Below are 19,573 nucleotides of genomic sequence, written 5' to 3'. Positions count from 1 at the left end.
GTACGCCGGAGGGGCCGGAGACCCGGGCGGGTCTCCGGCCCCTCCGGCGTACACATGGGTCGGGCCCGCGTGCACCGACCCCCCATGGATCGAGCCCACATGGATCCAGCCCACATGGGTCGAGCCCGCGTCCGTTCGGCTACGCCACGAACGTCCGTGGGCCGTCGTCCCCGCCGCTCACGCCGGTCTCCACCAGCCGGGCGGCCGCGGCGAGCCGCGCCGCCGCCTCGTCCGCGACCGCACCGCCCACGGTGAAGGGGAGTCGCACATAGCCTTCGAAGGCGCCGTCCACCCCGAACCGGGGCCCCGAGGGCACCCGTACGCCGACACGTTCGCCGACCTCGGCCAGCCGCGACCCGGACAGACCGCCCGTGCGCACCCACAGGGTGAGGCCGCCGCGCGGCACCGAGAACTCCCACCGGGGCAGCTCCCTGCGGAGGGCCGCGACTAGGTCGTCGCGGTTGTCCCGGGCCTGGCCGCGCCGGATGTCGACCGCCTGCTCCCAGCCCCCCGTGCTCAGCAGCCAGTTCACCGCGAGCTGCTCCAGCACGGGCGTACCGAGATCGGCGTAGGCGCGCGCGGCGACCAGGCTGCGGATGACGTCGGGCGCGGCCCGCACCCAGCCGATCCGCATGCCCGCCCAGAAGGCCTTGCTCGCCGAGCCCACCGTGATCACGGTCGAGCCCGCCGGGTCGAAGCCGCACACCGGACGCGGCATCTCCAGACCGTCGTCGAGGTGCAGTTCGCTCATCGTCTCGTCGACCACGAGGACGGTGCCCGCCGATCGCGCCGCGTCCACCAGCCCCCGCCGCTGGTCCTCGCCGGCGAGCGCCCCGGTGGGATTGTGGAAGTCGGCGACGACGTACGCGAGCCGGGGCGCCGCGTCGCGCAGGACCTGGCGCCAGCGGTCCATGTCCCAGCCGGCGAGCCCCTCGGCCATCGCGACGGGCACCAGCCGGGCCCCGGCCTCGCGCATCAGCTGGAGGATGTTGGCGTACGAGGGCGACTCGACGGCGATGCGCTCGCCTCGGCCCGCGAACAGGTGGCAGATCGCGTCGATCGCGCCCATGGCGCCGGTGGTCACCATGATCTGCTCGGGCATGGTGGGGATACCGCGTGCCGTGTACCGCTCGGCGAGCATCGCGCGCAGCGCGGGCAGCCCGGCCGGATAGTCGCCGTGCGTGTGCGCGTACGGTGGCAGTTCCTCCAGGGCGCCCTGGACACTGCGGGTCAGCCACGGCTCGGGCGCGGGCAGCGCGGCGCAGCCGAGGTCGATCATCGAGCCGAGGGTCTCGGGAGGCAGCGGTTCCAGGCCTCGCGCGGGCAGCGGGTTCCCGGCGGGGACCGCGGTCCAGCTACCGGCTCCGCGGCGGGACTCCAGGAAGCCCTCGGCCCGCAGCGCCTCGTAGGCCGCGGCGACGGTCGTACGGCTGACGGACAGGGCCAGCGCCAGCTCCCGTTCGGCGGGCAGCCGCGCGGCGACCGGGACCCTCCCTTCGAGGACGAGCAGCCGCACGCCGTCCGCCAGCGCGCGGTACGCGGGCGGACGCCGGGTCCCCGGGCCCGCCGGCCGCTCCTGCTGGGAGTTGAGGAGCCGGGCGAGCTGTGCGGCCCCTACCGCCGAAGTCCACTGGGCCATGATTCCAGTCCACCTTCCCCGAATTGGCCATGGATGAAGCAAGTTCCCCCGCCACAGAGTGTCATGTATCAGGCCACTACCACCACTGGGGGCATCCCATGACCACCCGCTCCGAGTCCGCCGAGCCACCCGGCTCCGGCCGGCTCCCCCGCCGCCTCGTCCAGCTCTACGCCGGACTGGCCCTGTACGGCGGGAGTTCGGCGCTCCTCGTGGAGGCGGGTCTCGGGCTGGAACCGTGGAACGTACTGCACCAGGGTCTCGCCGAGCTGACCGGTCTGACGATCGGCGTGGTGTCGATCATCGTGGGCGCGGCGGTGCTGCTCCTGTGGATCCCGCTGCGCCAGCGGCCGGGCCTCGGCACCGTCTCCAACGTCTTCGTGGTGGGCCTCGCCATGGACGGCACGCTCGCACTGGTCCCGGACGTCCACGCCCTGGCGGTACGGATTCCGCTGATGGTGGCGGGCATCGTGCTGAACGGTGTGGCGACGGGCCTGTACATCTCCGCCCGCTTCGGCCCGGGCCCCCGCGACGGTCTGATGACCGGGCTGAACCGGCGTACGGGCCGATCGGTCCGTCTGGTGCGTACGGTCCTCGAAGTGGCGGTCGTCGCCACCGGCTTCGCGCTCGGCGGCACGGTCGGTGTCGGCACGGTGCTCTACGCGGTCGCCATCGGGCCCCTCGCCCAGCTCTTCCTGCGCCTGTTCGCCGCCCGTCCGGCACCGGTCGGCAGCGCCGTTGTCGCCACAGTTCAACCGGAGCGCGCCATACTGCCCGGGTGAGCACGCGCACTCGTCACCCGTACCTCGACCATCCCGGCCCGATCCCCTTCGCCCACCGCGGCGGGTCGGCGGACGGTCTGGAGAACACCCTGGCCCAGTTCCGGCGGGCGGTGAACGCCGGGTACCGCTACATCGAGACCGATGTGCACGCCACGGCGGACGGCAGGCTGGTCGCCTTCCACGACACGACCCTGGACCGGGTGACCGACGGGGCGGGCCGGATCGCGGACCTCCCCTGGGACGACGTGCGCCACGCGCGCGTGGCGGGCCAGGAGCCCGTCCCCCTCTTCGAGGAGCTGCTCGAAGAGCTCCCCGAGGTGCGCTGGAACGTCGACGTGAAGGCCGAACCCGCGCTCTTCCCGCTGCTGGATCTGATCGGCCGCGCGGACGCCTGGGACCGTGTCTGCGTCGGCTCGTTCTCCGAGGCGCGCGTGGCCCGCGCCCAGCATCGGGCCGGGCCGCGCCTCGCCACGTCGTTCGGCACCCGCGGAGTGCTCAACCTGCGGCTGCGTTCATGGGGCGTACCGGCCGCGGTGCGCCGTTCCGCGATCGCGGCCCAGGTCCCCGAGACGCAGTCGGGCGTGCCGGTGGTCGACCGCCGCTTCGTCCGGGCCGCCCACGCGCGCGGGCTCCAGGTGCACGTGTGGACCGTGAACGAACCGGAACCCATGCACCGGCTCCTGGACCTGGGAGTCGATGGCATCATGACCGATCACATCGACACGCTGCGCAAGGTCCTGGAAGACCGGGGCACCTGGTTCTGAGCCTCCTCGCGCGGTCCCTTCACGGAGAAGCGAGGGCACGGGTGAGCACGGACACCGTGCGGGCGGGGGCGGCCGAGGAGGCCACCGAGCGCCGGCGAGAACAACGCGGCTGGTACTTCTACGACTGGGCCTGCTCCGTCTATTCGACGAGCGTGCTCACCGTGTTCCTCGGCCCCTATCTGACAGCGGTGGCCAAGCACGCGGCCGGCGCGGACGGGTTCGTGCATCCGCTGGGGATCCCGGTACGCGCCGGGTCCTTCTTCGCGTACACGGTCTCCGCCTCCGTCATCGTGTCGATCTTCGTGATGCCGATGGCGGGCGCCGCCGCAGACCGCACGGGCCGCAAGAAGCCGCTGCTCGCCGCCGCGGCCTACCTGGGCGCCGGAGCCACCACGGGCATGTTCTTCCTGGACGGCGACCGCTATCTGCTGGGCGGGCTGCTGCTGATCGTCGCGAACGCCTCGCTGGCCGTGTCGATGGTCCTGTACAACTCCTACCTGCCGCAGATCGCCCCGCCCGAGGAGCGCGACGCCGTCTCCTCCCGGGGCTGGGCCTTCGGGTACGCGGCGGGCTCACTGGTCCTGGTCGCGAACCTGATCCTGTTCACGGCCCATGACAGTTTCGGGGTCTCCGAGTCGACGGCCGTGCGCATCTGCCTGGCCTCGGCGGGTGTCTGGTGGGGCGCCTTCACCCTCGTACCGCTGAGGCGACTGCGTGATCGGCGCACGCCCTCCGCCGGACGGTCGTCCGCCAACGGATGGCGGCAGCTCGCGGCCACGGTGCGCGACATGCGCGGCCAGCCGCTCACGCTCTCCTTCCTGCTCGCCTACCTCATCTACAACGACGGCATCCAGACGGTCATCTCACAGGCTTCCGTCTACGGCTCCGAGGAGCTGGGACTCAGCCAGTCGACCCTGATCACGGCCGTACTCCTGGTCCAGGTGCTCGCGGTCGGGGGTGCGCTCGGCATGGGCCGGCTGGCCCGCACGTACGGCGCGAAACGCACCATCCTCGGTTCGCTCGTCGCCTGGACCCTCACCCTCGGCGCCGGATACTTCCTGCCCGCGGGCGCGCCCGTGTGGTTCTTCGTGCTCGCCTCCGGCATCGGACTGGTCCTCGGCGGCAGCCAGGCGCTGTCCCGCTCCCTGTTCTCGCACCTCGTGCCCAGCGGCAAGGAGGCGGAGTACTTCTCGGCGTACGAGATGAGCGACCGCGGAATGAGCTGGCTGGGTCCGCTGCTGTTCGGGCTGACCTACCAGCTCACGGGAAGCTACCGGGACGCGATCATCTCGCTCGTGGTCTTCTTCGTCATCGGATTCGTCCTGCTCGCGCGGGTGCCGGTGCGGCAGGCGGTGCGCGACGCGGGCAATCCGGTACCCGAGAGGATTTAGCGTCCGGGGCCAAAGAGCGGTAGTGTACGCGTTTGGCCTGCCTGGCGTACCGTTACTGCGCGTCAATGATACTGAAGCGTTGGGTGACATCTGATGCCAGATGTGACAAACCGGGCGACGGTGGGTACAACAAGGGGCGGCTACGACGGCGACGCATGACCCACAACGGGAATCTTTACCGCCGACCGGACGTTGACCGGATGACGACGACAGCGACACCTGTCCTGTGGGCGACAAGCCCGGGAGGCACGATTCATGAGTGAGCGAGCTCTTCGCGGCACACGCCTCGTAGTGACCAGCTATGAGACGGACCGCGGCATCGACCTGGCCCCGCGCCAGGCGGTGGAGTACGCATGCGAGAAGGGGCACCGGTTTGAGATGCCCTTCTCGGTGGAGGCCGAAATTCCGGCGGAGTGGGAGTGCAAGGTCTGCGGGGCCCAGGCACTTCTCGTCGACGGGGACGGCCCTGAGGAGAAGAAGGCGAAGCCCGCGCGCACGCACTGGGACATGCTGATGGAACGGCGCACTCGCGAGGAGCTCGAAGAGGTCCTCGAGGAGCGTCTGGCCGTTCTTCGCTCCGGCGCGATGAACATCGCGGTGCATCCGCGGGACAGCCGCAAGTCCGCCTGACCCCTCCGAGGGTCGAGCGGCATACACCGCACGCCGAGACCGCGGGCACCGTACGTCGAGTACGGGGTCCGCGGTCTCGTGCGTTCCGATGAGTTCGCGGGGGCCGGGGCCCGTGTACGGGCCGTGTCCCGTACCGGGGCCAGGGCCCGTGTCCCGTAGGCCGCGCAGGGACGCCGTTTCCCGTGCGTCTCGCGTCTCGGGTCCCCGCCGCTTTCCGTACGCCGCCGAGGCCCCGCTTCCGATACGGCGGCCGACCGGCCCGCACGACGGCGGCTCGGCCCGGACGCCCTCCGCGGCCGGGTGCCGTGGCGGGGCTAGCCGTTCAGCGGCGGATAGGTGCCGCCGGACCGGCGCGGCTCGTCGTCCCTGATGACCTCGCCCTGGACCACCTTGCCGTCGGGGCGGTGCATACGGGCCTGCTGGAAGGCGTCGCCGACGGTACCCGGGGCGGCGACCCGCATCCTTCGCTCGAAGGCGCGCTGCGTGTAGCGGCTGAGGCCCTTCTGGACCGGCGGGACCAGCAGGAGCAGGCCGATCGCGTCGGAGATCAGACCCGGGATCATCAGAAGCAGGCCGCCGAGCATCGTGAGGCCGTTGCCCCGGCCGCCCTCGTTCGTGGGTGAGGCACCGCTCTGGGCCTGCTGCAGCGTCTGGCTGAGGTTCCTGAAAGCACGGCGGCCGGCCCGCTTGATGACCACGGCGCCGAGCACGAACCCGGCGACCAGCAGCAGGAACACCGTGAAACCGCTTGTTGCGCGCGCGACGAGGGTCAGCAGCCAGATCTCCAGCACCAGCCACACCGCGACACCGAGCGGCAGGAAGGTACGCAGCCGCGAGCGCCGCGGGCGGGCGGGGTGAACGGGGGTCGGAGCGCCTGTCGTCATGGTCCCAGTGTGCCTGGGCCCGCCTCAGTACGGGATAAACGGATGATCATCAGTCACCGGCACCGGGGAACCGGCCCGGTCCGGGCGTCGGGACCGCTCACCGACGGCCGTGCCGACGGCCCGCACCGGCGACGAGGCCGCCTCCTGCCCGCACGGGCGTCAGGTCGCTCCCGGCCCGCACGGGAGCCGGAACGGCCTGCGACCGCAGCCTGTGCGGGTACGGGAAGGCCTGCCGTGGCCGCGTAGAGGCCTCAGGACGGGCGGGTGAGCCCAGAGGCCCGGGAGGGCGCACAAGCCGCCTCGACGCCGCCGGGGGACGCGACCACCCGGGCCCGGCGACACGGCCCGCGTCGGAGCCCGCGACACGGCCCGCGTCGGAGCCGCCTCGCCGGCGTCAGAGCTGCTTGCCGCGGCCCGTGATCCGCCCGACCCGCTCTCCCACACCCCACGTCGTGACGCGCCACAGCGCCTCCACCAGGATGTCGCGGCTCATCTTGGAGTCGCCCAGCTCGCGCTCGACGAAGGTGATCGGGACCTCGACGACGTGGTAGCCGGCCCTCACGGCGCGGCGGGCCAGGTCGACCTGGAAGCAGTAGCCCTGGGAGGCGACCTCACTGAGACCGAGGCCTTCGAGGGTCTCGCGGCGGAAGGCGCGGTAGCCGCCGGTCACGTCCCGGATCGGTACGTCGAGCAGGACGCGGGAGTAGAGGCTGCCGCCGCGCGAGATGAACTCGCGGGACTTGGGCCAGTTCACCACCCGGCCGCCCGGCACCCAGCGCGAGCCGAGCACGAGGTCGGCGCCCTTGAGGGCGGTCAGCAGGCGGGGAAGCTCCTCCGGCTGGTGCGAGCCGTCGGCGTCCATCTCGATGAGCACGCCGTAGCCGTTGTCCAGGCCCCAGCGGAAGCCCGCGAGGTAGGCGGCGCCGAGACCTTCCTTGCCCTTGCGGTGCAGCACCTGGACGTTGTCGTCCTCGGCGGCCAGTTCGTCCGCGAGCTTGCCCGTGCCGTCGGGGCTGTTGTCGTCCGCCACCAGAACGTGCGCCTCGGGCACGGCGGATCGCACCCGGCCGACGATCTTCTTGATGTTCTCCGCCTCGTTGTAGGTCGGAATGATCACCAAGGCCGTGCCGAGCGGACCGAACCGCCTCCCCTGGGCTTCCGCCGCGAGGGTCCCGTCGCCGTCGTTCACTGCTGCCCCTTCGTATCCGTACGCAGGGGTCCACCATAGTGCGCCCAACCTGCGCTGCCGCGTCGCGGCGGTCCTACGGGGGTGTCGATTCCCCAAGAGGTGGGTAAGAGCGGACGCGCCGACACGGAATCGTGTCCTGCGGATCGGGGCCCGGCGCCCTTCGGGCCGACCAGGGACCCGCTGGCTGCGGGTCGACCGAAAGCCGTTGTCTACTGAACGTCCGGGCCCCACCCGGGTCGCACCTGCCGACTTGTCGGAACGTTCCCTCGCCTCGTGGCGCGGGCGCTGGGCCTGGCTCCCAGTGGCGGTGCGCCGGTGCGGCACACCACCCCTGACCCAGCGGCGCTGCGAGGCCGTGCGGGACTTCCCCGGTCGGCCGTCCGGTGGTGGACCCGGCCGAACCTACCCGCCCCCTGCGGCCAGCTGTCAACACTGGCTTGATCTGCGCCTTTTCCGACAAAGCCCTGGTCAGCGCCGAGGATGCGCAGGTCGCACGACAGGGTGCCGGGCCGTGCGCGCGACCCGGCGCCCCGGGTACATCACTCGTTAGGCCGTACGAATACCGTCCGTCCGCCGACCACGGTGCGCAGACAGACGGGCAGGTCGTTCCCGGGGGTCAGATCGGGCAGTCCGGGGGTGCCCGAGCGGGGGTCGGTGGACCAGCGGGCGACCCGGTCGTCGGGGGCCTGCACGACGAGGTGGCCGGTGCGCCACACGGCGTAGTCCGCGGGCGCGCCGGGCACCAGGATGCCCGCGTCGTCCCGCCCGACGGCCCGCCAGCCGCCCCGCGTGTGGGCCGTGAAGGCGGCGCGCACGGACACCCGGTGCTCGGGCGTCCGGTGGAAGGCCGCGGCACGCACGGTGCCCCAGGGATCGAGCGGGGTGACGGGGCTGTCCGAGCCGAAGGCCAGCGGGACGCCGGCGCGCAGCAGGGCCGCGAACGGGTTGAGCGTGCGGGCCCGTTCCACGCCCAGGCGCTGGGCGTACATACCGTCCTCGCCGCCCCACAGCGCGTCGAAGGCGGGCTGTACGGAGGCGGTGAGGCCGAGTTCGGCGAATCCCGCGACGGTCTCTGGGGTGAGCATCTCGGCGTGCTCGATCCGGTGCCTGGCGGCGCGGACGCGGGCCAGGCCCACCTTCTCGGCGGCGGCGCGGACGCCTTCGACCACGGAGGCCACCGAGGCGTCCCCGATGGCGTGGAAGCCCGCCTGGAGGCCCGCCTCGGTACAGGCGACCACGTGCGCGGCGACGGCGTCGGCGTCGAGGTGGACGACGCCGGTGTGGCCGGCGTCCGCGTACGGCTCGTGCAGGCAGGCGGTGTGCGAGCCGAGGGAGCCGTCGACGAAGAGGTCGCCGGCCGCGCCGAGGGCGCCGAGAGCCCGTGCCTTCTCGACGTCGCGGTCGGCCCAGTAGCCGACGACCCTCGGTCCGGGCTCCTCGGCGGCGAGCCGCAGCAAGCCGGTGAAATCGTCCTCGGAGGAGATCTCGGGCCCCGCGCACTCGTGCACGGAACCGATGCCGAGGGATGCCGCGTGGGCGAGGGCGGCCCGCTGGGCCGCGGTGCGCTGCTCGCCGCCGACCGCGCCGAGGGCCGCGGCGCGCACGGCGTGGTGGGCGTCGCGGGTCAGCGGACCGTCGGGTGCGTACCCGGCGCGTGCCGTGACTCCGGGGACCAGGTCCAGGAGCGCGCTGGTGGCCACCGCGGAGTGCACGTCGATGCGCGAGAGGTAGAGCGGGCGCCCACCGGTCGCCCGATCGAGCTCGGCACGGGTCGGGGGGCGGCCGCCGGGCCAGCGGGCTGCGTCCCAGCCGTGGCCGAGCAGCACCCGGTCGGCCGGGCGGGCGGCGGCGAAGTCGCTTACGAGGGCGAGCGCCGCGTCCAGGGACGGCGAGTCGGAGAGGTCGAGGCCGGTGAGCGCGAGCCCGGTGGCGGTGGTGTGGACATGCGCGTCGGTGAACGCCGGGGTGACCAGGGCGCCTGCGAGGTCCACGACCTCGTCGACGCCGTCGGTGAAGGCGTCGGCGGCTCCTTCCGAGCCGACCCAGGCGACTTGTCCCCGTTCCACGACCATGGCGGTGGCGAAGGGGTCGGCGGGGCTGTGGACTTCTCCACCGCGCAGCAGCACGGTGTCCGACGGGGCGGTGCTCTCACTCATGGGAACAGTCTCGCGCCTGTGGGCGGCCGGCCGTCGCCCGGGTGGGGTCGGCGCGGCGCCGCCCCGCGTCCGCTCGGCCCGGCACGCGGACGGCGGGTGGGCCTGTCGGTCAGATGCGGGGTGGGCGGGACTCGTACGGCGTCGACAGGACGACCGTGGTCCGCGTCGACACGCCCGCGAGGGCCCGCAGCCTCCCGAGGAGTTCCTCGAGTTCGTGCGGGGTGGAGACCCGTACCTTGAGGATGTAGTTCTCGTCGCCCGCGACGCTGTGGCAGGCCTCGATCTCCGGGACACCCGCGAGGCGTTCGGCGATGTCGTCGGGGGCGCTGGGGTCGAACGGCTTCACCGAGATGAAGGCCGTCAGTGGCAGCCCGACGGCCTCCGGGTCCACGACCGCGGCATAGCCCCGGATGACCCCGCGCTGCTCCAGCCGGCGCACCCGCTGGTGCACGGCGGACGTGGACAGGCCCGTGGCCTTGCCCAGGTCGGTGTAACTCATCCGCCCGTCTTCGACGAGCAGCTGCACGATCTGTCGGTCCAGCTCCTCCATGGCGCAAGAACCTACAGGGCCGTTGATCCCGCGGGATACCTCAGCGGCGCAGGTCATACCCGCTTTGTGATGTGGCTTAGAGTCAGTCGCGCGCCACCCGGCGGAGAAATTCCACCGGGCCAGGCACCTGCGGGCGGCATGTGACGAACGACACATGGATGCAACCGGGTCCGTGATGTTCACGTGATTACCGCAGAGACGGGACGGGAAGTGCTTGCTGTGGTCGAGGTCGCAGCGCCTTGTCGGCCCACCCGAGGGGGAGAATCCCATGCAGAGTCTTAAGCGCCCTGGTCGTACCGCGCCCAAGCGGCAGCAGTCCGTTCTCGAACCCGAGCCGGAGGGTGTCGAATCCGACGCCCTGGACGGCGATGAGTTCGACGCGTACGACACCTTCGAGATGTTCCGGGTGATCTGCCCGGACTGCGCGCAGCCGATCGCGCTGCTGGCGGACGAGGAAGTGCTGCCGGAGCACGCGCTGTGCGCCTCCCCGTGGAACCCGTTCGGGCTCACGGTCTGCTCGGGCACGGGCCGCACGGCCGCCGACGCGCGGCCCGCGGACGAGACCGCGGAACCCCAGGAGCAGGACACCGCGCTGCTGCTGACGCTTCCGCAGGGCCTCGACTGGCGTACGCAGCCGTTCTCCCACGTGGGCGGGCAGGGTTCGCGCCCGATGCGCGTCCCCGAGATGCGGCGCGCCGCCTGACCGGTCGGCCCGCTCAGCGGGCGACGCCCGGTTCGGTCCAGTAGCTGCCCTGCACCATGGCCCGCAGGCTGCCGTGGTGCAGGATCAGTGTGTCCGGGTCCGGAGGGACGGTCAGTTCGCCGAAGTGCGCCTGGCGGTAGGCGATGCGCAGCATGACGATCGCGTGCCGCAGGGCCGCGTACAGCGTGTAGAAGTCCATGTCGCGCGGGGTGCGTCCGGTGAGACGGGCGTAGCGGGCCTCGACGCGGTCGCGGCGCAGGAAGCCGGGCAGCCCCGGCTGCCCGAAGCCCACGGTCAGGTCCTGGAAGAAGCGGTGCAGGTAGACGGTCCAGCCGAGGTCGACCTCGCGCGGGGCCGGTGCCGCCATCTCCCAGTCGAGCACCGCGACGGGGTCGAAGCCGTCGTAGACGACGTTCCCGATGCGCGCGTCGCCCCAGTTGAGCACCGCCGCGCCCTCGTCGCGCGGCCACATGGCCTCCAGCCGGTCGAACGCGCTCTCGATGAGCGGTGAACGCGACCGTCCGTCGGTCACCCAGGCGTAGTAGGCGCGTTGGGCCGTGACATGCCTGCGCAGCGGACTGCCGTCCCCGGGCAGGGCGAGGAAGTCCGCCTCCTTCGGCGGGACTTGGTCGTGCAGCCGGGCGAGGAGCGCGATCGAGGCCGCCTCCAGGTGCTCGCGTTCGAGGTCACTCGCCGCGTGCAGCCAATTGCCCTCGTACGTATAGGGCATGACGTCAGGGGGGACGCGCCCGGCGACCCGTTCCATCACGAAGAACGGCGCCCCGAGCGGCCCGGGGTCCTCCTCCAGCCAGCGCACGCGCGGCACCGGCAGATCGCTGCGCTCTGCGACCAGACGCATGGTGCGGTACTGCCGCACCATGTCGTAGACGGGGAACACGGTGTACGCGCCCGGGTCCGCCGCGAGCCTCAACGCGCAGGCCCTCAGCGGTGGTTCGGGGTGTTCGATGTCGAACAGCAGGGTCTCGCTGGACATGCCGTTGGACTCGGGGACGGTCACGTTCACCGCTTCGGCGCCCGGCAGGCGGGTGTCGAGCCAGGCGGTCAGCCTGCGCGCGAGGTCCTGCGGGTCGCGGGTGGTCGTCCGCGGGCGGGGTGCCGTGGCCATCTCCCCACTCCTCTCAGGGCGCGACCGAGTCGAAGCCGGTGAAGCCGCTCGGGTCGTGGCGGCCGAACGAGCCGTGCTCGAAGATCCCGTAGCCGACCTGCCCGTCGAGGGTGAAGCGGGCGGAGTGGTCGGTCACCCCGTAGCCGGCGAGCCGGTGGGCGGCCGGATCGGAGAGGTCGTGGACGCGGCGGTCGGTCCAGCCGCGCCCGCGCCAGGTGCCGTGCTGCCAGTCGTCGGCCGGCGGATACCCCGCGCCGACCGCGAGGGGCGACGAGGCCAGCACCTCCACCTCCAGTTCCAGCGGCTTGCGGTCCGCCGGGCGGGTGAGGTGCAGGACGGCCGAGACGGGCTGCCGGGTGCCGGGACGGTAGGTGATGTCGGCCTGGGGCCAGCCGAGTTGGAGGTCGCGTTCGCCGTCGCGCACCAGGATCGCGTCGTTGAGGGAGCGGTATCCGTCGGCGTCCTCCTGGACGACGACCATCAGGAAGCGGTCCTCGAAGCGCACCGGGCACCAGATCCAGTGGAAGCCCTCGGCCGGGTTCTCGGCGGCGAGTCGGCCGCCCTCCTCCCCCGGAATCGGGCGTACCCCCCAGCTTCGGTCGCGGGTGCCGGTCCACTCCCCCGGGCCGACGGTCATCTCGTGGCCTCCGACGCGGATGACGCCCTCGACGGCGCCCGCCTGCACGAAGCGCCGGCCCTCCAGAGTGAGCCGGCCGCCGCGCCGCTGGACGTGGTGCGGCTCCCAGAGGGCCGGGAAGTCCGCGGTCCAGGTGATGTCGTACGCCAGTGAGTCGTCGTCCGAACGGAGCCTGAACCGGCGCAGCGGTTCCTCGACGGTGATCCGCAGGGGTCCCACGGCCAGGTTCATCCGGTCGTCGCCGAGCGCGTCGGACGCCCGGACCGCGTGCAGCGCGTCGCCGAGGCGCAGGGTGGCGTACGCGTCGATCACACCGACATTCGGATAGACGCCGAGGCCGAGGATCAGCAGGGCCCGGCCCCGGTGGTCCAGGACGTGGAAGATGCAGCGGTCGTAGGCGTTCCGGTCGCCGCCGGCGACATGCTTCATGGACAGCGGGACCTGGTGCACGGGGTACTCGTCGAGGGGGACGGGGCGGTCGTCGGTCACGTCAAGCCTCCCAGGGAGCACGGCAGTTGACGTCGCCCGGAAGGGTACGGCCCCCGGCGGCCCGATTGACGGTACGTCAGATGGGGACGGAGGACCAGACAGCGCGGACCTCTCAGGGGGGCCGTCGCGAACGCACGCCCGATTCCAGGGGCGGGTGACCTGTCCGCCCGCCCGGACGTTGCCCCGGTATGAGCCCCACACCTTCCGTTACCGGGCGCCGCCGCCGGATCCTCGTCCCGGCTCCGGCGGAATCGGTTCTCTGGGCACCGCCGCCACCGCCACCCCCGCCGGTCCAGGATCCGCCCATCTACCGCGCCCTGATGCGCGCCTGGGCCGATCACGGCCGCACGCTCCCGGGCCGCCACGACCCCGAGTGGGCACGACTGGCGGCGCCCTCGGTGATGTACGGGTACGGGCAGTTCGGCGCGGTCGCGGACCCGCGGGGCGAGCCGCGGTTCGTCCCGGTCCGGGACCGGCGCGGCGAGGGGCCGTCCAACGTGTCCCGGGACCCGCGCAACGAGTTCGGCGTGAGCGCGGACCCGCAGGGCGAGTTCGGCGCGCACCGGGACGCACGCGGCTGAGGGCGGTCCCGTGGTCCCCGGCGGATCAGCGCGACTCGGGCCCCAGGAGGTGGCGTGCGATGACCATGCGCTGGATCTGGTTGGTGCCCTCGACGATCTGGAGAGCCTTCGCCTCCCGCAGGTACCGCTCCGCCGGGAAGTCGGCGGTGTACCCGTACCCGCCGAGGACCTGGACCGCGTCCGTGGTGACCGCCATCGCGCCGTCCGTGCACAGCAGTTTGGCCATGGCCGCCTGCTTCGAGAAGGGACGCCCCGCGTCGCGCAGCCGTGCCGCGGCCAGGCAGAGCGCCCGGCCGGCCTCGACCCGGGTGGCCATGTCCGCGATCAGGAAGCGCAGCCCCTGGAAGTCCGCGACCGGCCGCCCGAACTGGCGTCGGGCGGTGGCGTGGGCGACGGCCTCGTCCAGCGCGGCCCGGGCCAGGCCGGTCGCGCAGGCCGCGATCCCGAGCCTCCCGGAGTCGAGCGCCGACAGCGCGATCGCGAACCCCTGGCCCTCCTCGCCGAGGCGCCGGCCGTCGGCGACCCGCACCCCGTCGAAGTGGACCTGCGCGGTCGGTGACCCCTTCAGGCCCATCTTCCTCTCGGGCGGCGCCGCGCTCAGCCCCTCGGCGTCGCCCGGCACCAGGAAGGCCATGATGCCGTGCGAGCCCTCGCCGCCGGTGCGCGCGAACACGGTGCAGAAGTCGGCCACCCCGGCGTGCGTGGTCCACGCCTTGGTGCCGGTGATCACCCAGTCGTCCCCCTGCCGCACCGCCCTCGTCCGCAGGGAGGCGGCGTCGGAACCCGAGGACGGCTCGGAGAGGCAGTACGCGCCGAGGAGGCCGCCGCCGAGCATCGCGGGCAGGTACTCGGCCCGCTGCGCCTCGGTGCCGTAGTGCGCGAGGGCGTGGCAGGCCAGGGTGTGGACGCTGACGCCGAGGCCCACGGTGAGGCGGGCCATGGCGAGCTCTTCGAGGACCTGGAGGTAGACCTCGTACGGCTGTCCGCCGCCGCCGAGGACGGAGTCGTACGGCAGTCCCAGCAGTCCGGACGCCGAGAGCAGTCCGAAGACCTCGCGCGGAAAGCGCCCGGCGTCCTCTTCCTCGGCCGCCTTCGGGGCGATCTCGCGCCGTGCGATGTCACGGACGAGCGCGATCAGATCCCGGACCTCGTCCGTGGGCGGTCGACGGTCCACCGGCCGCGGGGTGCGATCGGGCACGGCGATGCTCCTCCCTGTCGGGCGCACCGGCGAACGCGCGCCCCGGTGGAGCGGCGCCGCCGGCTCTCACCTGGCCCGGCCGATGCTCCCGGTCCGGATCACGGAACCCGCCGACCAGCGGCCGTGGCGCCCGGAGTACGCCCGAACGGAGGCACGTTCGCACCGCGGGACGATCACGGGCCGAGGACGCCGGCCACGTACGCGTCGGGGACACGGGCGACTGGTCCGAACCATTGACACAATGGTCTAGTCCTCATACCGTTCCCTCAGTTGTCCCGCCGGGCGTCGGGCGGGGCCGCATAGGCGGGGTCGAGTTCCTCGACCGCGCGCATCGTGCCCCCCAGCATCTTCACGAGCAGCTCGCGCATGGTGTCGCGCGGCAGCGCCGGGTGGCCGATCCAGTCGAGGGTGGCCCCCTCCACGCCGTGCAGCCAGCCGAGCAGCGCCATGCGCGGCAACGGACCGACCCTGCCCCTGCCGTACGCCCCTTCGGCGATCGTCGCGACGATGGCCTCGCGCACACCCTCGCGTATCGCCTGCACTTCGGTGTCGAAGCCCACGCCGCCGGTGATGATCGTGCGGTACGCCGCCTGGTTGTGCTCGGCATAGCGGAGATAGCCGTCGATCGTGCGCTGGACCCGCTCCACCGGAGGCAGCTCCAGACCGTCGGCGGCCCGGGAGACCAGATCCGCGACCGAGTCCTCGACGATGGCGAGGTAATAGCCGCGCTTGGACTTGAAGTAGTAGTAGATCAACCCCTTGGCGACATGCGCCTGCCGCGCGATGTCGTCCATCGACAGCGCGTCGTACGACGTGTCGGCGAACAACTTCCGTCCGATGGCGATGAGTTCGGCGCGGCGCGCCAGTGAGCGGTCGGTGCCCCGCGCCTGGGGGCGGTCGACGCCACGTTGTTGACTATTATTCAATTCCGGCCCTGGTCTCCAACTGCCGACGGAACATGCGCAGTATGGCAGAACCGTGCCGACCGCCCATTCGGGTGCGATCGGCGCCTCTGTCGCCCCGGGGGCTCAGAGCAGGCCGAGCCGCGTCACCAGCATCGCGACGACCACGACGAAGACCCAGCCCAGGACGTGTTCGAGGATCTTCGGACCGTCGTTCCCGGGGCCGCCCGTGCGGGCGCGAAGACGAGGGGCGGTGGCGGAGCTCGCGGTCATGGCATCTCGCTGACGTCGTGGTGCGGTGGAATCCCCCGCCTCCCGTCGGCTCCCCGCCGACCCGACCACCTTGCCACCGGAGCCGCCCGCACCGGTAGAGAGCTGGGTCACGTCCACGCGTGGGCCGGCCGCGCGGCCCGCTGGATTCCGCGGCGGCGCCCGCCCGGTGTGCGTCTCGTCACAGGCCTGCGGTCCGTCGGCCGAGTGCCCGGCCGGAGAGCCGGCCGACCGGATGGCCGGAGAGCCGGATGGCCCGAAAGCCGGGCGGGCGGCCCCCTTCGCCCGGAGGCCGCCCCGTGAACACCGCTAGCCGATCACCGGACGCGGATCATCCGCCGGGGATCACCCGGACGCGGATCACCGGACGCCCACCGCCGCGAGCGCCTTGCGCTGCCGCGCCGAGAGATGTGCCGGGAAGTACAGGTAGCAGACCCCGCCGGTTCCGGAGACGACCTTCCCGGAGGCGTTGTAGCGCTTGGTCCGCAGCCAGATGTTCTCCCACTCCGAGCGCTTGTAGACCCTGCGCACCGCGTCGTCGCCGGGCGACGCGGGGTCGTTGGCGATCACGTCGCCGTCCGCGGTGAACCCTATGACCGTCATGAGGTGGCCCGAGGTGCCGTAACCCGCGCCCGTCAGCTCGGTCTTGAGGAACGACTGGGACGTTATGGCCGGGATTCCGGCGGCGATCAGCGTCTCCAGATCGGTGAGCGAGCCGAGCCGGGTCACCACGCCCTGGAGGTCCTTGTACGTCGAGGCGTAGGCGGCGTTGAAGGGCCAGTTGCCGCAGCCGGTGTACTGGTAGTCGTAGGTGGAGCGGGCCGCGAGGCACACCTGGGGGTCCGTGTACGCCGGGTCGACCCAGGCGAGCTGCTCGGCCGTGGGCCTGCGTCCCCAGTACTCGATGATCATCTGCGAGGAGGTGGGGCTGCACCAGGCCTCGCCGCCGTTGTCGTACTCGGGGTACTGGCCGGCGTGGATCTCCTGCGAGTAGCGCGGGACCTTCAGCTCCTGGGCGAGACCCGGGGTCGAGGCCGGGACGGTGAAGCGGTCCGGGATGTCGGAACCCATCGCGCCGAGCCTCCACACGGTGGGCGTGATCCTGGTGCCCGGGGTGCGGTAGAGGGTCAGGCGCAGCCGGTACGAGACGAGGCGCAGGCCGGAGGCCGCGTCGTCGATGGAGAAGGTGTCCGTCCAGATCGTGCTGCGGCCGTCGGTCTGGTCGTCCACGGAGGTGCGCCTGATGTCCTGGTCGCCGGAGGCCCAGCGGCCCATCACGTACCAGGGGGTGTCCGTGCCGTCGGAGTACGTGCCGGTCAGCTCGACCTGGAGCCAGGTGCCGGCCGGGGTGTGCGCGTTCCAGGAGGCGATGGTCTCCGTGGCGGGGACGGCGAGCCGGTGGACCGGCGAGGTCCAGGTCGCGTACTCCCAGGTGGCGGTCCTGCCGGTGTGCGGGTCGGTGTAGTCCGAGGTACCGGCAGGGGCGGCGATCACCAGGCCGGGGCGCGCGCCCCGTACGGCCCGCGCGCCGCGTGCGCTGCCGGCGCGCCAGTCGCTGTACGAGGTCCAGGCACGGTTGTCGACAAGTCCGCCGGGCGCCCTGGTCCGGCGGTGCGGGGCGGCGGCGGCCGGCGGGCCCGCGGCCCCCACCGCCGCCGCGGCGACCGCGGCGGCCAGGACGATTCTGCGGGACGGCTGTTCGGCTCTGCTCATGGGTGGAGAACCCCCAGGTGTCCGGAACGGGCGGGCCCAATGCTCTGTCGTGGGCCAACTATGTACGCCGGGGGCCGACTTCTGCCAGCACTTCGGCCCGTGCCGCGCCCACCAATATTGGTCGGGACCACTGGCATGACCTGGGACGCCGAGGGCGGGTTTCGAAAGGAGCGTCGTCCGCACGGAGGGCGGGGCTCGCGGCGTCCGGTGCGGCGCGTCGCAGGGCGGAGGGTGGTCCGCGTTCTGGGCACACTCGGGCGATCCCGACAACGCGGCGTGGGGGTTCCCCTGCTCGAAGAGCTTGGGGGAGCGCCGTGTCAGGCATAGCGAGCCGGACGCGACTTTCGAAACACGCCCTGGGCCCCGGCGGGGGCCGGGGCCCGGGCGGACGGAGGATCAGACGAGGTCCATGGCGGCGACCTCGTCGGGGCGGCCGTAGCTGACGGGGCCCTGGAAACGGCGGCGTGCCGTGGCGAACCACCACACCGTCGCGACGATCAGCACCACGGCCAGGGCGATCGAGGCGTAGTTGAAGTTGTCCCCGGTGATCGGCGAGACCTGGGGCAGCATGAAGAGCACGCTGCTGGCGAGGACCCAGACCACGGCCACCCACCCGACGGGCTTGCTCCAGCGGCCCAGGTTCCAGGGGCCGGGCTGGAACTCGTCACCGAGCCGCAGCCGCAGGAAGATCGGCACGGCGTAGGCGAGGAAGAGTCCGACGACGTTGACGCTGACGATGGCGGTGAAGGCGGTGTGCGACCACCAGCCGGGCAGGACGAGGGCCAGCGAGCAGGCGACGGCCAGCCAGACGGCCTTGACGGGCGTACGGGTGCGGGGCGAGACGGAGTGCCACCAGCGGGAGCCGGGCATCGCGCCGTCCCGGGAGAAGGCGAAGATCTGCCGGGTGTTGCTGGTCAGGTTGGCCAGACCGCAGAAGAGCATGGACCCGATCACGATGAGCAGAATGAACTTCGCCATGCCCATGCCAAGCCCGTCGATGAGAATCTGGACGGGCGGCGCCGAGGAGCCGGCGACCTGGTCATAATCATGAATGCTGTACACAAGGGCAAGCATCAGGATGAGCCCGGTGACCGCCGAATAGCCGATCGAACGGGTGATCCCCTTCGGTGCGTTGACCGTGGCCCGCACCGTTTCCTCGGACATGTGGAAGCTGCCGTCGAAGCCCGTGAAGGTCCAGCTCGTGACCAGCAGGCCGAGCATCCCTCCGTAAATCCCGTTCGTGAAACCGGTGTTGTTCGCGAAATGCGTGACGAACGAGGCCGACTGGTGGTCGTCGGGCATCACGATGAGTGTGCTCACGATCACTACGAGCCCTACCAGCAGCCACCACACGGAGATCCGGTTGAGCAGGGCGACCAGTTGGACGGTGTAGGTATTGGCCAACCCCTGGAGCACGATGATGAGCGCGGTGATCAGGACCGTCTGCTCGGCGGTGGGCCGGTACGAGTGCCACTGCAGGGAGACGAACGCCTGGATGAAGGTGGCGGCCGCGTACCCGGTCGCGGCCGTGCCGCCCACCTGACCCACGAAATTCAGCCATCCCGTGTACCAGGACCACGCGCCCTTGTGCCGCTTGGCGAGCTTTCCGGCGGAGAAATAGAGCGCCCCACTGGTCGGATAGGCGGAGGCCACTTCCGCCATCGCGGCGCCGATGAAGAGCACCATCACGGAGACGCCGATCCAGCCGAACACGAGAATGCGCGGGCCACCGGCGTTCATTCCGAACCCGAACGACGAGAAAATGCCCGAGATGATGTTGATGATGGTGAAAGATATCGCGAAATTGTCGAACGCCTGGAATCGGCGGGTGAGTTTTCGCGGATATCCCATCGCGTGCAGCGTCGCGTCGTCGTCGAGAGCGGCGGAATCCTCTCCGGCGCGGGCCTTCTGGCGTGGGGCCGATATCCGTTCTGACACAACTGACCTCTCTCTTGGGGTGGTTCAGGACGTC

18 protein-coding genes are annotated in these 19,573 nt (G+C 71.9%); 6 read left to right on the top strand and 12 right to left on the bottom strand.

Annotated features, from left to right (window positions below; translation table 11 throughout):
- Positions 1–139: 139 nt before the first annotated feature.
- Positions 140–1,639, bottom strand: coding sequence for an SCO1417 family MocR-like transcription factor (locus OHT01_RS32830; protein ID WP_328556724.1), 1,500 nt, complete (start codon positions 1,637–1,639; stop codon positions 140–142).
- A 98-nt stretch (positions 1,640–1,737) separates the two neighbouring features.
- Between OHT01_RS32830 and yczE the strand changes: the two genes are divergently transcribed.
- From yczE to OHT01_RS32810, 4 genes are all read left to right on the top strand, one after another.
- Entirely contained in the window at positions 1,738–2,418 is a 681-nt protein-coding gene (gene yczE / locus OHT01_RS32825; RefSeq protein ID WP_328556723.1) for a membrane protein YczE, read from the top strand.
- Positions 2,415–3,182 carry a glycerophosphodiester phosphodiesterase gene (locus OHT01_RS32820; protein WP_328556722.1) on the top strand — a complete coding sequence of 256 codons (768 nt, stop codon included), beginning with the start codon at positions 2,415–2,417 and terminating at the stop codon, positions 3,180–3,182. The genes yczE and OHT01_RS32820 overlap by 4 nt, the downstream gene beginning before the upstream one ends.
- Positions 3,183–3,223: 41 nt before the next feature.
- Positions 3,224–4,573 carry an MFS transporter gene (locus OHT01_RS32815; protein ID WP_328556721.1) on the top strand — a complete coding sequence of 450 codons (1,350 nt, stop codon included), beginning with the start codon at positions 3,224–3,226 and terminating at the stop codon, positions 4,571–4,573.
- Between the two features lie 255 nt (positions 4,574–4,828).
- Entirely contained in the window at positions 4,829–5,203 is a 375-nt protein-coding gene (locus tag OHT01_RS32810) for an RNA polymerase-binding protein RbpA (protein WP_081223278.1), read from the top strand.
- 314 nt (positions 5,204–5,517) lie between these two features.
- On the opposite strand, the gene fxsA is transcribed toward OHT01_RS32810, so the two are convergent.
- From fxsA to OHT01_RS32790, 4 genes are all read right to left on the bottom strand, one after another.
- On the bottom strand, positions 5,518–6,087 hold the full coding sequence (fxsA, locus tag OHT01_RS32805) for an FxsA family membrane protein (protein WP_328556720.1): 570 nt from the start codon (positions 6,085–6,087) through the stop codon (positions 5,518–5,520).
- Positions 6,088–6,481: 394 nt separating this feature from the next.
- On the bottom strand, positions 6,482–7,276 hold the full coding sequence (locus tag OHT01_RS32800) for a polyprenol monophosphomannose synthase (RefSeq protein WP_328556719.1): 795 nt from the start codon (positions 7,274–7,276) through the stop codon (positions 6,482–6,484).
- Between the two features lie 539 nt (positions 7,277–7,815).
- A complete protein-coding gene (locus OHT01_RS32795) occupies positions 7,816–9,432 on the bottom strand; it encodes an amidohydrolase (protein ID WP_328556718.1) in 1,617 nt (538 codons plus the stop codon).
- Between the two features lie 109 nt (positions 9,433–9,541).
- Positions 9,542–9,982: an Lrp/AsnC family transcriptional regulator gene (locus OHT01_RS32790; RefSeq protein WP_328556717.1), complete on the bottom strand. Its 441-nt coding sequence runs from the start codon at positions 9,980–9,982 to the stop codon at positions 9,542–9,544.
- A gap of 268 nt (positions 9,983–10,250) precedes the next feature.
- Here OHT01_RS32790 and OHT01_RS32785 point away from each other — a divergent pair, with 268 nt between their 5' ends.
- Positions 10,251–10,685: a hypothetical protein gene (locus OHT01_RS32785; protein WP_328556716.1), complete on the top strand. Its 435-nt coding sequence runs from the start codon at positions 10,251–10,253 to the stop codon at positions 10,683–10,685.
- A 13-nt stretch (positions 10,686–10,698) separates the two neighbouring features.
- Here the strand turns inward: OHT01_RS32785 and OHT01_RS32780 are convergent, their stop codons facing one another.
- Together OHT01_RS32780 and OHT01_RS32775 are read right to left on the bottom strand one after the other, a co-directional pair.
- Positions 10,699–11,811 carry a phosphotransferase family protein gene (locus tag OHT01_RS32780; RefSeq protein WP_328556715.1) on the bottom strand — a complete coding sequence of 371 codons (1,113 nt, stop codon included), beginning with the start codon at positions 11,809–11,811 and terminating at the stop codon, positions 10,699–10,701.
- Positions 11,812–11,824: 13 nt separating this feature from the next.
- Positions 11,825–12,937 carry a hypothetical protein gene (locus OHT01_RS32775; RefSeq protein ID WP_328556714.1) on the bottom strand — a complete coding sequence of 371 codons (1,113 nt, stop codon included), beginning with the start codon at positions 12,935–12,937 and terminating at the stop codon, positions 11,825–11,827.
- A 188-nt stretch (positions 12,938–13,125) separates the two neighbouring features.
- On the opposite strand from OHT01_RS32775, the gene OHT01_RS32770 reads away from it, so the two are divergent.
- Positions 13,126–13,518 carry a hypothetical protein gene (locus OHT01_RS32770; RefSeq protein WP_328556713.1) on the top strand — a complete coding sequence of 131 codons (393 nt, stop codon included), beginning with the start codon at positions 13,126–13,128 and terminating at the stop codon, positions 13,516–13,518.
- Between the two features lie 25 nt (positions 13,519–13,543).
- Here the strand turns inward: OHT01_RS32770 and OHT01_RS32765 are convergent, their stop codons facing one another.
- The 5 genes from OHT01_RS32765 to OHT01_RS32745 all read right to left on the bottom strand — a co-directional run bounded on the left by OHT01_RS32765 (position 13,544) and on the right by OHT01_RS32745 (position 19,539).
- Positions 13,544–14,716: an acyl-CoA dehydrogenase family protein gene (locus OHT01_RS32765; protein ID WP_328556712.1), complete on the bottom strand. Its 1,173-nt coding sequence runs from the start codon at positions 14,714–14,716 to the stop codon at positions 13,544–13,546.
- Positions 14,717–14,982: 266 nt separating this feature from the next.
- Positions 14,983–15,642 (bottom strand): TetR/AcrR family transcriptional regulator, encoded by a 660-nt coding sequence (locus tag OHT01_RS32760; RefSeq protein ID WP_328556711.1) that lies wholly within the window; start codon positions 15,640–15,642, stop codon positions 14,983–14,985.
- Between the two features lie 102 nt (positions 15,643–15,744).
- Positions 15,745–15,891 carry an SCO1431 family membrane protein gene (locus OHT01_RS32755; RefSeq protein ID WP_328556710.1) on the bottom strand — a complete coding sequence of 49 codons (147 nt, stop codon included), beginning with the start codon at positions 15,889–15,891 and terminating at the stop codon, positions 15,745–15,747.
- A 357-nt stretch (positions 15,892–16,248) separates the two neighbouring features.
- Complete coding sequence (locus tag OHT01_RS32750) at positions 16,249–17,601, bottom strand: peptidase C39 family protein (RefSeq protein ID WP_328556709.1); 1,353 nt, start codon at positions 17,599–17,601, stop codon at positions 16,249–16,251.
- A 396-nt stretch (positions 17,602–17,997) separates the two neighbouring features.
- A complete protein-coding gene (locus OHT01_RS32745) occupies positions 17,998–19,539 on the bottom strand; it encodes an amino acid permease (RefSeq protein WP_328556708.1) in 1,542 nt (513 codons plus the stop codon).
- Positions 19,540–19,573 lie beyond the last annotated feature (34 nt).

It is taken from the genome of Streptomyces sp. NBC_00358 (genome assembly GCF_036099295.1).
Classification (GTDB): domain Bacteria; phylum Actinomycetota; class Actinomycetes; order Streptomycetales; family Streptomycetaceae; genus Streptomyces.
Note: the sequence above shows the minus strand (reverse complement) of the source record. Positions and strands in the feature narration are given on the sequence as shown.

What these genes read in the sequence shown, in the direction of transcription:
- OHT01_RS32780 (WP_328556715.1), bottom strand. Translation starts at nt 11,811, where the DNA reads ATGGCCACGGCACCCCGCCCGCGGACGACCACCCGCGACCCGCAGGAC.
- fxsA (WP_328556720.1), bottom strand. Translation starts at nt 6,087, where the DNA reads ATGACGACAGGCGCTCCGACCCCCGTTCACCCCGCCCGCCCGCGGCGC.
- OHT01_RS32795 (WP_328556718.1), bottom strand. Translation starts at nt 9,432, where the DNA reads ATGAGTGAGAGCACCGCCCCGTCGGACACCGTGCTGCTGCGCGGTGGA.
- OHT01_RS32750 (WP_328556709.1), bottom strand. Translation starts at nt 17,601, where the DNA reads ATGAGCAGAGCCGAACAGCCGTCCCGCAGAATCGTCCTGGCCGCCGCG.
- OHT01_RS32790 (WP_328556717.1), bottom strand. Translation starts at nt 9,982, where the DNA reads ATGGAGGAGCTGGACCGACAGATCGTGCAGCTGCTCGTCGAAGACGGG.
- OHT01_RS32810 (WP_081223278.1), top strand. Translation starts at nt 4,829, where the DNA reads ATGAGTGAGCGAGCTCTTCGCGGCACACGCCTCGTAGTGACCAGCTAT.
- OHT01_RS32830 (WP_328556724.1), bottom strand. Translation starts at nt 1,639, where the DNA reads ATGGCCCAGTGGACTTCGGCGGTAGGGGCCGCACAGCTCGCCCGGCTC.
- OHT01_RS32785 (WP_328556716.1), top strand. Translation starts at nt 10,251, where the DNA reads ATGCAGAGTCTTAAGCGCCCTGGTCGTACCGCGCCCAAGCGGCAGCAG.
- yczE (WP_328556723.1), top strand. Translation starts at nt 1,738, where the DNA reads ATGACCACCCGCTCCGAGTCCGCCGAGCCACCCGGCTCCGGCCGGCTC.
- OHT01_RS32770 (WP_328556713.1), top strand. Translation starts at nt 13,126, where the DNA reads ATGAGCCCCACACCTTCCGTTACCGGGCGCCGCCGCCGGATCCTCGTC.
- OHT01_RS32755 (WP_328556710.1), bottom strand. Translation starts at nt 15,891, where the DNA reads ATGACCGCGAGCTCCGCCACCGCCCCTCGTCTTCGCGCCCGCACGGGC.